At 68.6% G+C, this 15,211-nt stretch carries 16 protein-coding genes; 12 read left to right on the top strand and 4 right to left on the bottom strand.

Annotation, left to right across the window (positions count from 1 at the left end):
- Positions 1-7: 7 nt before the first annotated feature.
- From rpsU to BLS34_RS07665, 4 genes are all read left to right on the top strand, one after another.
- A complete protein-coding gene (rpsU, locus tag BLS34_RS07680) occupies positions 8-211 on the top strand; it encodes a 30S ribosomal protein S21 (protein WP_028793271.1) in 204 nt (67 codons plus the stop codon).
- 386 nt (positions 212-597) lie between these two features.
- Positions 598-1,269 carry a nitrile hydratase subunit alpha gene (nthA, locus tag BLS34_RS07675; RefSeq protein WP_093149395.1) on the top strand — a complete coding sequence of 224 codons (672 nt, stop codon included), beginning with the start codon at positions 598-600 and terminating at the stop codon, positions 1,267-1,269.
- A complete protein-coding gene (gene nthB / locus BLS34_RS07670) occupies positions 1,266-1,916 on the top strand; it encodes a nitrile hydratase subunit beta (RefSeq protein WP_028793269.1) in 651 nt (216 codons plus the stop codon). The genes nthA and nthB overlap by 4 nt, the downstream gene beginning before the upstream one ends.
- Complete coding sequence (locus BLS34_RS07665; protein ID WP_245701938.1) at positions 1,913-2,308, top strand: nitrile hydratase accessory protein; 396 nt, start codon at positions 1,913-1,915, stop codon at positions 2,306-2,308. Before nthB ends, BLS34_RS07665 begins: the two co-directional genes overlap by 4 nt.
- A gap of 2 nt (positions 2,309-2,310) precedes the next feature.
- Here BLS34_RS07665 and BLS34_RS07660 read toward each other — a convergent pair whose 3' ends face one another.
- The 3 genes from BLS34_RS07660 to BLS34_RS07650 all read right to left on the bottom strand — a co-directional run bounded on the left by BLS34_RS07660 (position 2,311) and on the right by BLS34_RS07650 (position 4,419).
- Positions 2,311-3,057 carry a DUF1223 domain-containing protein gene (locus BLS34_RS07660; protein ID WP_093149393.1) on the bottom strand — a complete coding sequence of 249 codons (747 nt, stop codon included), beginning with the start codon at positions 3,055-3,057 and terminating at the stop codon, positions 2,311-2,313.
- A gap of 17 nt (positions 3,058-3,074) precedes the next feature.
- Positions 3,075-3,710 carry a hypothetical protein gene (locus tag BLS34_RS07655; RefSeq protein ID WP_093149389.1) on the bottom strand — a complete coding sequence of 212 codons (636 nt, stop codon included), beginning with the start codon at positions 3,708-3,710 and terminating at the stop codon, positions 3,075-3,077.
- Positions 3,711-3,789: 79 nt separating this feature from the next.
- Positions 3,790-4,419, bottom strand: coding sequence for a TetR/AcrR family transcriptional regulator (locus BLS34_RS07650; RefSeq protein WP_051243981.1), 630 nt, complete (start codon positions 4,417-4,419; stop codon positions 3,790-3,792).
- A 103-nt stretch (positions 4,420-4,522) separates the two neighbouring features.
- Between BLS34_RS07650 and BLS34_RS07645 the strand changes: the two genes are divergently transcribed.
- Complete coding sequence (locus BLS34_RS07645) at positions 4,523-5,347, top strand: MipA/OmpV family protein (protein ID WP_093149387.1); 825 nt, start codon at positions 4,523-4,525, stop codon at positions 5,345-5,347.
- Positions 5,348-5,423: 76 nt separating this feature from the next.
- On the opposite strand, the gene acnA is transcribed toward BLS34_RS07645, so the two are convergent.
- Positions 5,424-8,111, bottom strand: coding sequence for an aconitate hydratase AcnA (acnA, locus tag BLS34_RS07640; RefSeq protein WP_093149384.1), 2,688 nt, complete (start codon positions 8,109-8,111; stop codon positions 5,424-5,426).
- A gap of 267 nt (positions 8,112-8,378) precedes the next feature.
- Between acnA and BLS34_RS07635 the strand changes: the two genes are divergently transcribed.
- The 7 genes from BLS34_RS07635 to BLS34_RS07605 all read left to right on the top strand — a co-directional run bounded on the left by BLS34_RS07635 (position 8,379) and on the right by BLS34_RS07605 (position 15,116).
- On the top strand, positions 8,379-8,798 hold the full coding sequence (locus BLS34_RS07635) for an HPr kinase/phosphorylase (RefSeq protein WP_175474163.1): 420 nt from the start codon (positions 8,379-8,381) through the stop codon (positions 8,796-8,798).
- Positions 8,795-9,676, top strand: coding sequence for an RNase adapter RapZ (gene rapZ / locus BLS34_RS07630; protein ID WP_093149382.1), 882 nt, complete (start codon positions 8,795-8,797; stop codon positions 9,674-9,676). The genes BLS34_RS07635 and rapZ overlap by 4 nt, the downstream gene beginning before the upstream one ends.
- A 22-nt stretch (positions 9,677-9,698) precedes the next feature.
- Positions 9,699-10,106 carry a PTS sugar transporter subunit IIA gene (locus tag BLS34_RS07625; protein ID WP_028793263.1) on the top strand — a complete coding sequence of 136 codons (408 nt, stop codon included), beginning with the start codon at positions 9,699-9,701 and terminating at the stop codon, positions 10,104-10,106.
- A gap of 17 nt (positions 10,107-10,123) precedes the next feature.
- A complete protein-coding gene (locus BLS34_RS07620; protein WP_028793262.1) occupies positions 10,124-10,393 on the top strand; it encodes an HPr family phosphocarrier protein in 270 nt (89 codons plus the stop codon).
- Positions 10,380-12,173: a phosphoenolpyruvate--protein phosphotransferase gene (gene ptsP, locus BLS34_RS07615; protein ID WP_028793261.1), complete on the top strand. Its 1,794-nt coding sequence runs from the start codon at positions 10,380-10,382 to the stop codon at positions 12,171-12,173. Before BLS34_RS07620 ends, ptsP begins: the two co-directional genes overlap by 14 nt.
- A gap of 5 nt (positions 12,174-12,178) precedes the next feature.
- The gene (locus tag BLS34_RS07610; RefSeq protein ID WP_093149379.1) at positions 12,179-13,864 is read left to right on the top strand and encodes a tetratricopeptide repeat protein; all 1,686 of its coding nucleotides are present in this window, start codon (positions 12,179-12,181) and stop codon (positions 13,862-13,864) included.
- A gap of 79 nt (positions 13,865-13,943) precedes the next feature.
- Positions 13,944-15,116 (top strand): aminotransferase, encoded by a 1,173-nt coding sequence (locus BLS34_RS07605; RefSeq protein WP_093149377.1) that lies wholly within the window; start codon positions 13,944-13,946, stop codon positions 15,114-15,116.
- Positions 15,117-15,211: the final 95 nt, after the last annotated feature.

The following is a 15,211-nucleotide window of genomic DNA, read 5'->3' as shown; positions in this document are numbered from 1 at the left end:
GAAACCCGTGCAAGTATCCGTTCGCGACAACAACGTCGACCAGGCCCTGCGCGCGCTGAAGAAGAAGATGCAGCGCGAGGGTGTCTTCCGCGAGATGAAGCTGCGCCGCAACTACGAAAAGCCGTCTGAGAAGAAGGCCCGCGAGCGCGCCGAGGCGGTGCGTCGCTATCGCAAGCTCATGCGCAAGCGCATGGAGCGCGAGGGCTACTAGTCTCCGGCCGGGCGGTTTCAGCAACCGCCCCGACATTGCCGACGCTGAGCCGCCCGGATCGGGCGGCTTTTTGCGTTTGTCCGACGTGTTCAGTCGGCTTCACGTCGGCGGGCCACGTCGGAGTAACGGTCCCGGTCTTGCCCCGGATCAAGCCCAGGACAAACCGGGATGATGGGGAAGATAACAAAGAAAATATAAAAAATGGCCGGGTACTTATAAAATCGGTCGTCATCCCGGACGACCCCGGACCCGATCCGGGGGCGGGCCGGGACCCGGCGGCCTGACGCCTGACGCGGCCGCTGCACCACCCCCGAGCCGCACCAAGCTCCCCGTTTCCTCCCCGGGCGATCTGATCTACCCTCCTGCGAAACGCCTGGGAGGATGGCATGAGCGGCCACGATCACCACCATCATCACGATCACGATCATCACCACGACCATGACCATGACCACGAGCACCCGCGGCTGAGCGAGCTTCAGCTTCGCGTGAAGGCGCTCGAGTCCCTGCTGGTGGAGAAGGGGCTGGTCGATCCCGCCGCCCTCGACGTGTTCGTCGACACCTACGAGACCAAGGTCGGCCCGCGCAACGGTGCGGCAGTCGTGGCCAAGGCCTGGACCGATCCGGCCTTCAAGAAGCAGCTGCTGGAGGATCCCTCCACCACCATCAAGTCCTTCGGCTTCGAGGGCCGCCAGGGCGAGCACATGGTGGTCGTGGAGAACACCGACACGGTCCACAACCTCGTCGTCTGCACCCTGTGCTCCTGCTATCCCTGGCCGGTGCTGGGCCTGCCGCCGGTCTGGTACAAGTCGGCGCCCTACCGCTCGCGCGCGGTGAACGATCCGCGCGGCGTGCTGGCCGATTTCGGCACCGCCCTGCCCGACGATGTCGAGATCCGCGTGTGGGACTCCACCGCCGAGATGCGCTACCTCGTCCTGCCCCAGCGCCCCGCCGGGACGGAAGACCTGAGCGAGGAGGAACTGGCCGACCTCGTGACCCGCAATTCCATGATCGGTGTGGAGACCGTCCAGTACCCGGCCCGCCAGGAGGCGGCAGAATGAACGGCGCGCACGACATGGGCGGGATGCACGGCTTCGGTCCGGTCGAGGACGAGCCGGTCCATCCCATCTTCCACGGCGACTGGGAGAAGAAGGCCTTCGCCCTGACGCTCGCCTGCGGCGGCCTCGGCCAGTGGTCCATCGACGAGGCGCGCTACGCCCGCGAACGCCAGCCCCCGGCGCAGTATCTCGACAACACCTACTACGAGCAGTGGCTGCACGGCGTGGAGACCATGCTGGTGGAAAAGGGTCTGGTCACACCGGAGGAGCTGGAGACCGGAAAGGCCGCCGGACCGGGCACGGTTCCGGCCCTGCCGGCCGACCGGGTGTTCAAGGCGTTGCAGCAGGGCTCGCCCTATATCCGCGAGGTGCCGAACGCCCCGCTCTTCGCGGTGGGCAGCACGGTGCGGGTGAGAACCTTCCATCCGAGCGGACACACCCGCGCGCCGCGCTACCTGCGCGGCCATGTCGGCACGGTGGTGATGCATCACGGCGCCCATGTCTTCGCCGACACCAGCGCCACCGGCGACCACAAGACCGCCCACCACCTCTACAACGTGTCCTTCGCGGCCGACGAGCTGTGGGGACCGCAGAGCCAGGGCGGCGCCGTGCATGCCGATCTCTGGGAACCCTATCTGGAACCGGCATGACCACGACCGCCATGACCACGACCGCCATGACCGCCGCCGTGAACCTGGAGAGCCTGCCCCGCATCCCCGTCGACCATGACGGGCCGGTGTTCCGCGAGCCATGGGAGGCGCAGGCCTTCGCCATCGCGGTGAAGCTGCACGAAACCGGGCTCTACACCTGGAACGAATGGGCCACCGCCCTGTCGAACGAGATCAAGGCGGCCCAGGAAGAGGGCGACCCGGATCTGGGCGACACCTACTATCAGCACTGGCTGAGAGCGCTGGAAGGCCTGGTCCTGGCCAAGACCGACCTGACGGTGGAACAGCTTCTCAAGCGCAAGAACGCCTGGGACCGCGCCGCCCAGCGCGCGCCCCACGGCGAGCCGATCCTGCTGCCCGAGGACGAGGAATAAGACTAAACCGTCAGCACCCGCGTCGCCCCCCAGATCGGGCCGTGCTCGGCGCCCTGCACCAGGATCGCGATCCCGCCCTCAACCTCGGTCCAGGGCTTGGCCGGCACGCTGAGGCTGCGGCCCGGACCGTGGAACTCGCCGATCTTGCGGATCGCGCGGACCACGTTGAAGTTCTCCAGGCTCAGCCCGGTATTCTCGCCCCGGCGGATCTGCGTCTTGTGATGGGCGTCATAGGCGACCGCCAGCACGTCGGCCGGGCCGGGCATGCCGGTGTCGTGGATCTCGGCCCGCAGCTCGCCGTGTGAGAGGGATGCTTCCACCCGCACCACGGGCCGGTCGTCGGACCCCGCCGCGAGCCGCTCGCGGATGATGCCGTCCACCGCCCGGCTGTCGGACCCCACCGCGTCCACCGCACCGTCGATCACCATCTGCGGCGTGTAGAGCGTCCGGTTGCCCAGCGCGTGCTGGTAGGCCCGCTGGCGCGCGGTATGGGCCGCATCGGCGAAGGGATCGGGCCAGCCGATATAGTCCCAGTAGTCGATATGGTAGGCCAGCGCGATCACGTCGTCGCGCGCCGCCAGCCGGCCGAGATAGGCGTCGGCGGGGGGACAGGAGCTGCAGCCCTGGCTGGTGAAGAGTTCCACGACCACCGGTCGCGGGGACAGGCCCACGGCGGCGCCTGAGCGCGGCAGTGAAGCGGCGGCGAGGCCGGCGGCGGCGATCGCGGAGAAGGACCGTCTGGTGATCATGCGGCCAAGACTAGCCGCTATCGGTAGTTCACCGGAATTGAAGAGGACGTGATCGTCGGCGTGCCGGGCGCCGCGGAATCGATCGGCCGGACGATGTCCCAGAAGTATTCGTTGCCGTAGAACACCGCGACATCGGTGACGAAGACGGTCCCCGCGAGCAGGGCCGCGGCCGGCGCGGTCGCGCCCAGACCGTAGCCGAGCAGGAAAATCCGGCCGCTGTTCACCGACTGGAACAGCAGGGACTTCTTGACCAGCGTCACCTCATCGGTCTCCGCCAGAGTCGGCCCCTCCTGCTGCCACAGGTATTCGAAGCCGTAATAGAGCCCGGCCGCCGTCGCGGCATTGGCCACGACGAAGCCGCCCAGCACGAGGGCATGTCCGCCGATCAGGGCGTCGAACAGCAGCAGGTCGGTCGCATTGGCCACCGCCTGGAAGGTGATGGTCTTGTACAGCGTCCGTTGCCAGGGGGGCAGGTCGCCGCGCAGGTTGGGCAGCACGGCTACCGCCCCGTCGGTCCCTGGCGCCGTCGGTGCCGCCTGCGCCTGGACATGGCCCGGATTCTCGCGCCACTGGGCCGAGGCCGGTGCCGCGGCCAACAGCAGGACGGCGACGAGAACAAGCCTGACCGCGGGACGGTGCAGCAGACTGGTCATGAGCGACTCCCTCCCGGATCCTTCCCGATGCGGCGTATGCGGGGAATTACAATAGCACCTCGCCCGGCCCCGGCCCACCTCAACCCGTCGGGCCGCGGGCCGACGCGTCGCCGATCACGGTGGCGTCGCCGATCTCGAATTCGGGCATCGCCTCCTCGATCCCGGGCAGCCTGCCCATCGCCTCCTCCGGGCGGCGCAGGCGGTTGTTCACCGCCAGGGAGGCATAGCCGTGGACGTAGCTCCACACCATGGTCTCGACCACCGCCGGGGCAACCGGCACGCCGTTGATCCGCGGGACGATCGGGGCGCAGACGCGGCGGAGGATCGCGTAGGATTCGTCTGCCGCCCCCCGCCGTTCCGCATCGAACACCTCGGGCCGCGGCAGCGAGAACATCAGGCGGAACAGGTCGGGATGGTCCAGGGCGAACGCCAGATAGCCCTTGGCCGCGGCCACCAGCTGGGCGCGGGGGGACGGCTCGGCGTCGGCCATCTTGCCGAGCATCGCGACGCTCAGCCGGCGATGGCCCTCGGCGCCGATCGCGGCAATCAGGCGGTCGAGGTTGTGAAAATGGTTCTTCGGGGCCGAATGGGACACGCCGACCCGTGCCGCGCAGCCGCGTAGGGTGAGAGCCGAGATCCCCTCCTCGGCCAGGATGTCCAGTCCGGCCTGGACCAGGGCCTGCCGCAGATTGCCGTGATGATACGCCATTCCGCAGCCTATCTACGGAATATTTGCGCTGTCAATTTTGACGTTGACGCCTGCGCCGCAAGAGAATATTGACGACGTAAATATCGCTTTGAGAGAGGCTTCTATGGGTAAGACGCGGATGGCGTCCGGATATTTCGTCGCGGTGGCGCTCGGGCTCGCCCTTGCTCCGTCGGCGGTCCGGGCGGACGACAAACCTCAAGATTCCGGTCCGGAGTCACCGTGGCGGGTCACCCTCGGCGCGGGCGGGATCTATCACCCGGACTATCTGGGGTCCGACGAGTACGAAATCCAGCCCTTCCCCGTGCTCAAGGTCGAGTACGACAACCTGTATGTCGAGACCGACGGGCCCGGCGTGAAGGCGAACGTGCTGCCCCACGGCCTGTTCGAATTCGGCCCGATCGTCAAATACGGCGAAGGCCGCGACGATGTGGAGGACGACGTTGTCGACCGGCTGCCGGAGATCGACGACGAGCTCTGGGTGGGCCTGTTCGCCGGCTACACCGAGAAAGGAATCTTCGGCGACCGCGATTCCCTCGGCGTCGAGATCGAGGCCATGTGGGCGGCGACCGACGACAACGGCTCGACCGCGACCCTCGGCGTGACCTACGGGCTGCAGGCCACCCAGCGGCTGCAGCTGTCCATCGGCACCTCGGCGACCTATGCCGACAACGACTACGCCAGCACCTACTACTCGATCGACGCCGCCGACGCCTCGGCCAGCGGGCTGTCGCAGTTTTCGGCCGGCGACGGGTTGCGCGATGTGGGGCTCAGGGTCTCGGCCCGCTATGCCATCACCCGGGCGATCGGCATCGGCGCGATGGCCGGCGTGTCGCGCCTGATGGACGACTTCGCAGACAGTCCGATCGTCGACGAGCGCGGCAGCGCCACCCAGGTCTTCGGCGGGATGTTCCTGACCTACAGCTTCTGACGACAACCACCGACGCAAAAGCGAACGGGCGCTCCCTTCGGAGCGCCCGTTCCTGTTTAGACCCTGCCGGACCCGCTTACGCGGCCTTGGTGAGGGTGCGCAGCACGTAGTGCAGGATGCCGCCGTGGTTGTAGTACTCGACCTCGTTGGCGGTATCGATCCGGCACAGCAGCTCGACCGTCTTGGTCGTGCCGTCCTTGTAGGTGATCGTCATCGGCACCGGCATCCGCGGCGTGATGCCCTCGGAGATCCCGGTGATGTCGAACGTCTCCTCGCCGGTCAGGCCCAGCGACTTGCGGTCGGTGCCTTCCGGGAACTGCAGCGGCAGCACGCCCATGCCGACCAGGTTCGAGCGGTGAATGCGCTCGAAGCTCTCGACGATGACCGCCTTCACGCCCAGCAGGCGGGTGCCCTTGGCCGCCCAGTCGCGGGACGAGCCCGTGCCGTACTCCTTGCCGCCGATCACGACCAGCGGGGTGCCGGCCTTGGCGTACTTCATGGCGGCGTCGTAGATCGGCATCTGCTCGCCGCTCGTCACCAGCTTGGTCATGCCGCCGGAGACGCCCGGGGTCATCTCGTTCTGGAGACGGATATTGGCGAAGGTGCCGCGCATCATGACTTCGTGGTTGCCGCGACGCGCGCCGTAGGAGTTGAAGTCCAGCGGGCGGATCTGCCGCTCCAGGAGATACTCGCCCCCCGGGCTGTCCTTCTTGATCGAGCCGGCCGGAGAGATGTGGTCGGTGGTGATCGAGTCGCCCAGCATCGCCAGCGCGCGGGCGCCCTTGATGTCGGTGATCTCGCCCGGCTCCTTGGACATGCCGACGAAGTAGGGCGGGTTCTGCACGTAGGTCGACCCGTCGTTCCAGTCGTAGGTCAGGCCGCCGGACACCGAGACGTTCTGCCACTCCTTGCCGCCGTGGAACACGTTGGCGTAGCGCGAGCGGTACATCTCGGGGGTCAGCTTGGCCTGGATGGTCGAGGCGATCTCGTGGTTCGACGGCCAGATGTCGCGCAGATAAACCGGGTTGCCGTCCTTGTCCTCGCCAAGCGAGTCGTTGTTGATGTCGACGAACATCGACCCGGCCAGGGCATAGGCGACGACCAGCGGCGGCGAGGCCAGATAGTTGGCCTTCACATGGGGGTTCACGCGGCCCTCGAAGTTACGGTTGCCCGACAACACCGAGCAGACCGCCAGGTCGCCGGCCTCCACCGCCGCGGCGATCGGATCACTGAGCGGACCGGAGTTGCCGATGCAGGTGGTGCAGCCGTAGCCGACCAGGTTGAAGCCGAGCTTGTCGAGCGGGTCCTGCAGGCCGGCGGCCTCCAGATAGTCGGTGACGACCTGGGAGCCCGGCGCGAGCGAGGTCTTCACCCACGGCTTCACGGTCAGGCCCTTCTCGACCGCCTTCTGGGCGATCAGGCCGGCGGCGATCAGCACGCTCGGGTTCGAGGTGTTGGTGCAGCTCGTGATCGCGGCGATCACCACGTCGCCGTCGCTCAGCTCGTAGTTCGCGTCCTCGACCGGCGCCGAGCGCTTGGTGCCGGAGCCGTCGCCGAGGGTGGACTTCAGAGCCGACTGGAAGTTGCCGGCGGCCTCGGTCAGCAGCACACGGTCCTGCGGCCGCTTCGGGCCGGCCAGGGACGGCACCACCGTCGACATGTCGAGTTCCAGCGTGTCGGTGAACTCGGGATCCGGCGTGTCGTTCTCGCGCCACATGCCCTGGGCCCTGGCATAGGCCTCCACCAGCTTCACCCGGTCCTCGTCGCGGCCGGTGAAGCGCAGGTAGTTGATGGTCTCCTTGTCGATCGGGAAGAAGCCGCAGGTGGCGCCGTATTCCGGCGCCATGTTGGCGATGGTCGCCCGGTCGGCCAGCGGCAGGTCGGCGAGACCCGGGCCGTAGAATTCGACGAACTTGCCGACCACGCCCTTGGCGCGGAGCATCTGGGTGACGGTCAGCACCAGGTCGGTGGCGGTGGCGCCCTCCGGCATCTTGCCGGTCAGCTTGAAGCCGATGACCTCGGGCACCAGCATGGAGATCGGCTGGCCCAGCATGGAGGACTCGGCCTCGATGCCGCCCACGCCCCAGCCGAGCACGGCCAGGCCGTTGACCATGGTGGTGTGGCTGTCGGTGCCGACCAGGGTGTCCGGATAGGCGAGGGTCTCGCCGTTCTCGTCCTTGGTCCACACGGTCTGCGCCAGGTACTCCAGGTTCACCTGGTGGCAGATGCCGGTTCCCGGCGGCACGACGCGGAAGTTGGAGAACGCCTCCTGCCCCCACTTCAGGAACTCGTACCGCTCCTTATTGCGCTCGAACTCCAGTTCGACGTTCTTCTTGAAGCTCTCGGGGTTGCCGAAATCGTCCACCATCACCGAGTGGTCGATGACCAGGTCGACCGGGGAGAGCGGGTTGATCTTGGTGGCGTCGCCGCCGAGCCCTTCCATCGCGTCGCGCATGGCGGCGAGGTCGACCACGGCCGGCACGCCGGTGAAGTCCTGCATCAGCACGCGCGCCGGGCGATAGGCGATCTCGCGGGCCGACTTGCGGGTCTTCGCCCAGTCGGCCATCGCGGTGATGTCTTCCTGGGTGACGGTGACCCCGTCCTCGTAGCGCAGCAGGTTCTCCAGCAGAACCTTCAGCGAATACGGCAGGCGCGCGATCTCGGGATGCGCGGCCTCCAGGGAGGTCAGGTCGTAATAGGTGAAGGTTTTCCCGGCGACGTCGAGGGTCGCCTTGGTTTTGAAGCTGTCCAGGCCTGCGGTCATTGTATGTTCTCTCCTCGATTTCTATGGCAGCAGCCAGTGGCGGCGAAGTCTCGCGACTGAAAAAGTCTCTCGACTGCGCGGCCGTCCGAGGTGCGCCTCGGCCCGGTCGGCTTGATGCGGGCAGGCGCCCGTCTTTGTTTGGCGCCGTTATATCGTCGCCATCGGCCGACGCAAAGGGATTCAAACGTCGCGCGACATCCGGCATCAGCCGCAGGCGGTACGGATCGGGGATTGCCTGGGCGCCCGGACGCACCCATTCTCCGCGCCATGGAGACGATCTGGGGGAATGTGGTGTCGATCGATGGCCGCGGCGTGTTGCTCCGCGGGCCGTCGGGCATTGGCAAGTCGGACCTGGCCCTGCGGCTGATCGATGCCGGCGCCTCGCTGGTCGCCGATGATCGGGTCGAGATCGCCCGGGAGGGCGACAGCCTGATCGCCCTCGCGCCGGAAGCCCTGTCGGGCCGCATGGAGGTGCGCGGGATCGGCATCGTCTCGGTCCAGGCGGTGCAGCGGGTCTCGCTGGTCCTGGTCATCGACCTCGTGCCCCTGGAGCAGGTGCCCCGCATGCCCGATCCCGGTCGCTGGACCCATCTGGGCATCTCCATGCCGGTGATCTCGCTCTATGCCCTGGAGGCCTCCGCCGCGGCGAAGGTCCGGCTCGCCGTGCGCCAGGTGAGCACGCAATGACCGCCCCCCTGTCCGTCGTCCTGGTCACCGGGCTGAGCGGGGCCGGGCGCACCTCGACGCTGAAAGTGCTGGAGGACCTCGGGTACGAGGCGGTGGACAACGTGCCCCTCGGACTGATGCCGGCGCTGCTCGCCCCCCGCAACGCGGCGGGACGGATTGCCGTCGGCGTCGATCCGCGGACGCGGGGTTTCGCCACCGACGCCCTCGCCGACACGATCTCGCAGCTGGAGGCCCGGGCCGACGTCGATCTGCGCGTGGTCTTCCTCGACTGCGACGACGACGTGCTGATCCGCCGCTTCACCGAGACCCGCCGGCGCCATCCGCTGGCCACCGACCGGCCGATCGCCGACGGCATCGCCATCGAGCGGCGGATGCTCGGGCCGGTGCGCGAGCTGGCGACCGCGGTGCTCGACACCAGCTCGTCCAACCTCGCGGAGTTCCGGGAGAACCTGATCTCGTCCCTGTCGCTGGATGCGGGACGGGCGATGACGGTGACCGTCGTGTCCTTCGCCTTCCGCAGCGGGTTGCCGCGCGAGGCCGACCTGGTCTTCGACGTCCGGTTCCTGGCCAATCCCCACTACGTGCCGGAGCTGCGCCCGCGCGACGGCCGCGACCCGGAAGTCGGCGCCTTCGTCGCCGGGGATCCGGGCTTCGCGCCGTTCTTCGACTCCCTCACCGGGCTGATCGGCCCCCTGCTGCCGCGCTACGCGCGCGAGGGCAAGAGCTACCTGACGGTCGCCATCGGCTGCACCGGTGGCAAGCACCGCTCGGTGCATGTGGCCGAGCGGCTGGCCGAGTGGTTGAAGAGCGCGGGAACTCCTGTCACGCTCCGCCATCGCGATTTGCCTCGCGAGGGGGGCGGCGCCCCGGCAATATGAGCAAAACAGCACGGACGACATCGTGATCGGCATTGTTCTGGTGACCCACGGGCGCCTCGCGGACGAACTCAAAGCGGTGATGGAGCACGTCGTCGGCCCGCAGACCGGTATGGCGACCGTCTGCATCGGTCCCGACGACGACATGGAGCAGCGCCGCAGCGAAATCATGGACCGGGCGAAGGAGATGGATGCCGGCGACGGCGTCATCGTCCTGACCGACATGTTCGGCGGCACGCCGTCCAACCTGGCGATCTCGATCATCGACCGTCCCGGGGTGGAGGTGATCGCCGGCGTCAACCTGCCGATGCTGATCAAGCTGGCGAGCGTGCGCTCGACCGCCTCCCTGGGCGAGGCGAGCGTCGCCGCGCGGGATGCCGGGCGAAAGTACATATCCATCGCCTCCGAAGTACTGGGGGCGACCGGTTCGTGATCGGCCGGGCGGTGTCGATGGAGCAACGCAAGCTGCTGATCACCAACAAACGCGGACTGCACGCCAGGGCTGCAGCCAAGTTCGTGAAGTGTGCCGGCGATTTCGAGGCGGATATCGAAGTGGAAAAGGACGGACAATCCGTTTCCGGACGGTCCATCATGGGACTGATGATGCTTGCTGCGGCACCGGGCTGTTCGATCCTGGTACGCGCGACGGGCTCGGATGCGGAGAAGGCGATGGACGCCATCGCCCATCTGGTGGAGTCCAAATTCGATGAAGACCACTAACCGAAAGGCACGGGCGCGCCAGGACAAGGGAGGCAAGCGCGGACTGTTGGAGGGGATCGGGGTTTCCGCCGGAATCGCCATCGGCCCCGCGCATGTGCTCGACGCCGGCGTGGTGCAGGTCCCCGAATACCAAGTCGCCTCCAGCCAGCTCGTCATGGAGGTCGAGCGCTTCGAAGCCGCTCTCGCCCGCGCCGACAAGCAGGTGCGCAAGCTGCGCCGCAAGGCGGAGGCGCTGCCGGCCGGGGTGCTCGACGAACTGGGGCCCCTGCTGGAGGCCCATGCGGCGATGCTCGGCTCCTCCCGTCTCGCCGGTGGGGTTTCGACCACGATCCGGGACCGGCGCATCAACGCCGAGGCGGCGGTGCAGTCGGTGGTCGGCGAGATGGTCCGCAGCCTGTCGGCGGTGAACGACGCCTATCTGGCCGCCCGCGCCCAGGACGTGCGCGAGGTCGGCGACCGCATCCTGCGCCAGCTCACCGAGACGCCCTACCACGCCTTCGCCCATGTGCCCGAGGGCGCGATCATCATCGCCGAGGAACTGAGCCCGGCCGACACCGCCCTGCTCGACCCGGCGAAGATCGGCGGCTTCGTCACCGCCCTGGGCGGCACCGACAGCCACACCGCCATCATGGCCCGCTCCATGGGCCTGCCGGCGGTGCTGGGCGCCACCGTGGCGCCGAAGGCCATCCGCTCCGGCGAGACCATCATCGTCGACGGCGATACCGGCCGCATCGTGCTGGACCCGGACGAGGACTCGCTGGCCGAGTACCGGCGCCGGGCGGCGGCGCGGGAGCGCCTGGAACGGGAGCTGACCCGCCTGCGCTCGCTGCCGGCGATCACCCTGGACGGGGTGACGATCTCGCTGCTGGCCAATCTGGAGCTGCCGCGCGACCTGGATATCGCCACCGACCGGGGGGCGGAAGGGGTCGGCCTGTTCCGCACCGAGTTCATGTTCATGAACCGCGACGTGCTGCCCGACGAGGACGAGCAGTACGCCGCCCTGCGCCAGGTGGTGGAGGGGATGGCCGGCAAGCCGGTGACCATCCGCACCCTCGATGTCGGCGGCGAGAAGCTGGCGACGGCCCTGGGCGACCGCATCGCCCACAGCGCCAACCCGGCGCTGGGCCTGCGCGCCATCCGGCTCTCCCTGCGCGAGCCGAAGCTGCTGGAGACCCAGCTCTCCGCCATCCTGCGGGCCGGCGCCCATGGGCCGGTGCGCATCCTGCTGCCGATGATCTCCTCCACCGCCCAGGTGCGGGCGGTGCGCGCGATCCTGACCAAGGTCGTGCGCCGCCTGAAGCGCCGCAAGGTGCGGATCGCCGACCCGACCCCGCCGCTCGGCGCGATGATCGAGGTGCCGGCCGCCGCCCTGTCCGCCGACGCGCTGGCCATGGAATGCGATTTCCTGGCGCTCGGGACCAACGACCTGACCATGTACACGCTCGCCATCGACCGCGGCGACGAGCAGGTGGCCGACCTGTACAACCCGCTGCATCCGGCGGTCCTCAAGCTGATCCAGTTCTCCATCGATGCCGCCAACCGCCACGGGCTGCCGGTCAGCATCTGCGGCGAGATCGCCGGCGACCCGCGCTACGCGCCGCTGCTGATCGGCATGGGGGTGAAGGAGCTGTCCATGTCCGCCACCGCCCTGCCCCGGGTGAAGCAGCGCATCCGCCGCCTGTCCCTGGCCCCCGCGACCCAACGCGCCCGGGCGATCATGGACCAGCTCGACGAGGGACGGATCGCCGTCCTGCTCGACGACTTCAACGACGGACTCTGAGCGCCATGACCGAGATCGATCCGGCCTATCCGTTCGATCTCGGAACCTGGACGCGCCCGATAACGACCGGCTCGCCGGACGCGCAGCTCTGGTTCGACCGCGGGCTCAACTGGCTGTTCGCCTATAACCACGAGGAAGCGGTGGCCTGTTTCAACCGGGCGCTGGCGGCCGATCCCGGCTGCGCCATGGCCTGGTGGGGCGTGGCCTATGCCAGCGGGCCGTTCTACAACCGGGCCTGGATCCGCTTCTCCGACGCCGAGATCGCCGCCACCCTGCCGGTCTGCCACGCCGCGGCCCTGGAGGCGGGCGCACACGCCGGATCGGCAAGCCCGGCGGAGAAGGGGCTGATCGACGCCGTCGCCCTGCGCTACCAGTCGCCGTCGGAGCGGGACCGTGCCGTCCTGAACCGCTGGCACCGGGAGTTCACCGACGCGATGCGCGGGGTTCACGCGGCCCATCCCGACGACCTCGACATCACCGCCCTGTTCGCCGAGGCCGCCGTCACCTGTACGCCGCGCATGCTGTTCGACCTGCGCACCGGCACGCCCAATCCGGCGAGCCTGACGCTGGAGGCGCTGGAGGTGCTGGAAACCGCGCTGGCCCGCTGCGCCCGCGACGGCATCGAGCATCCGGGTGTGTTGCACATGCATGTCCACGCCCTGGAAATGTCTGCCGAGCCGGAACGCGCGCTGGCCAGCGCCGACACCCTGCGCGGCATGGCGCCGGATGCCGGCCATCTGGAGCACATGCCGGCCCATATCTACGTGCTCTGCGGCGGCTACAGCGAGGCGGTGGAGCAGAGCCGGCGGGCGGTGGCGGCCGACGACAAGTACCTGGCCTTCGGCGGCGACACGAACTTCTACACGACCGCGCGCTGCCATGACCTGCACCTGTACATCTACGCCGCCATGCTGCTGGGCCAGTACCGCACGGCACTGCACGCCGCCGAGCGGATCCGGGCGATCGCCCACCGCGACCTGCTGGCCGCCAGCGCGCCGTTCATGCGTTCGATCCTCGACGGCTATTCCGGCATGCGCAGCCATGTGCAGGTGCGTTTCGGCAAGTGGCGGGAGCTGACGCTGGAGGCGCCGCCGGCCGATCCCAACCTGGCGCCGATCCGCGCGGCCATGTTCCACTACGCCAAGGGCGTGGCCCATGCCGCCCTGGGCGAGCTGGACGCCGCCGACCGCGAGACCGAGGCCTTCCACACCGCCCGCGACGGTTTCTCCGAGGACGCGATCTTCCTCAGCAACACCGTGCGCGACACCCTGGGCGTCGGTGCGGCCATGCTGACCGGCGAGATCGCCTATCGCCGCGGTGCGTTCGACGCGGCGTTCGACGCCCTGCGCCAGGCGGTCGAGCGCAACGACGCGCTGAACTACACCGAGCCCTGGGCCTGGATGCACCCGCCGCGCCATGCGCTCGGCGCGCTGCTGGCCGAACAGGGGCACCATGCCGAGGCGGAGGCGGTCTACCGCGCCGATCTCGGCCTCGATCCCGCGGTGCCGCGCCCCTGCCGGCACCCGGACAATGTCTGGGCGCTGCACGGGCTGCTGGAATGCGTCGAACGACGCGGCGGGAATGCCGAGGCGGAGATCCTGCGCCAGCGTCTGACCCTCGCCCAGGCGCGTACCGACTTCCCCGTCACTGCCGCCTGCTGCTGCCGGGGCAAGCCGATCGCCGCCGCCTGAGGCCGAACCGCAGCCGCCCTCTTCGACAGAGGCATCCGCCGTGCTAAGGGATCGGGATCGCTGATCTGGACGCCCTGCCATGACCTTCACCGTCAATCCCGACGTCGTCTCCGTCGTCGAGCCGCCGATCGCCGAAGCCCGCGCCTGGGTCGACGGCCGCCCGCCGATCCCCGGCAAGCCGCTGCTCGACTGCTGCCAGGCGGTGCCGAGCTATCCGCCGGACGAGGCCCTGCGCGCGCATCTGGCCGAGCGCGCCCGGACCTTCGAGGCGGCGCAATACGCCCCGATCACCGGCACCCCGGCGCTGAAATCGGCGCTGGCGGAACATATGAGCGGATTCTACGGTGGCGAGGTCGCCCCGGCGAACGTGCAGATCACCGCCGGCTGCAACCAGGCCTACTGCCTTGCCATCATGGCCCTGGCCCGGCGCGGCGACGAGGTGATCCTGCCGCTGCCCTACTACTTCAATCACCAGATGTGGCTCGACTCCCTGGGCGTCACCGGCGTGCACCTGCCGTTCCGGGCCGACCGCGGCGGCGTGCCGGACCCGGAGGAGGCCGCTGCCCTGATCACCGAGCGCACCCGCGCCCTGGTGCTGGTCAGCCCGAACAACCCGACCGGCGCCGTCGTGCCGCCGGCGGTCATCGCCCGGTTCCGCGACCTCTGCGCCGCGCGCGGCATCGCCCTGGTGCTGGACGAGACCTACAAGGATTTCCTCGACCCCTCCGAGCCGCGCCACACCCTGTTCAGCGACCCGGAATGGGGCGATACGGTCGTCCAGCTCTACAGCTTCTCCAAGGTCTTCAGCCTGACCGGCTACAGGGTCGGGTCGATCATCGCCGGCCCGCAGTTCATCGAACAGGTAGCCAAGCTGATGGACACCATGTCGATCTGCGCCGCCCGGATCGGCCAGGACGGCGCCCTATATGCCCTGAAACACCTGTGGGACTGGGCCGGGGAGAAGCGGGAGATGATGGCCGGCCGACGCCAGGCGCTGCTGGACGTCTTCAACTCCGGCAACCTCGCCTTCGACCTCGTCTCCACCGGCGCCTATTTCGCCTATGTGCGCCATCCCTTCGACGGCGAGACCGCCCATGCGGTCGCCAGGCGCCTGGCCCAGGAGCACGGCGTGCTGGCCCTGCCGGGCACAGTGTTCGGCCCGGGTCAGGACCCGTATCTGCGGCTCGCCTTCGCCAATCTGGAGGCCGAGCGCATGGGCGAGCTGGGCGACCGGCTGCGCGGGGCCGTCTAAACGCCAAGGTCGCGGAGAGGGCCGGGGGGACCCGCATAAGAATTTACTCAATATCGCCCTCCCGCGATTGACACCCGGCGAGAGAACTGATGCCA

Source organism: Thalassobaculum litoreum DSM 18839, assembly GCF_900102465.1.
In the GTDB taxonomy this organism is placed as follows: domain Bacteria; phylum Pseudomonadota; class Alphaproteobacteria; order Thalassobaculales; family Thalassobaculaceae; genus Thalassobaculum; species Thalassobaculum litoreum.
The sequence above is the reverse complement of the archived record's forward strand: the minus strand, read 5'-3'. Positions and strand labels throughout refer to the sequence as shown.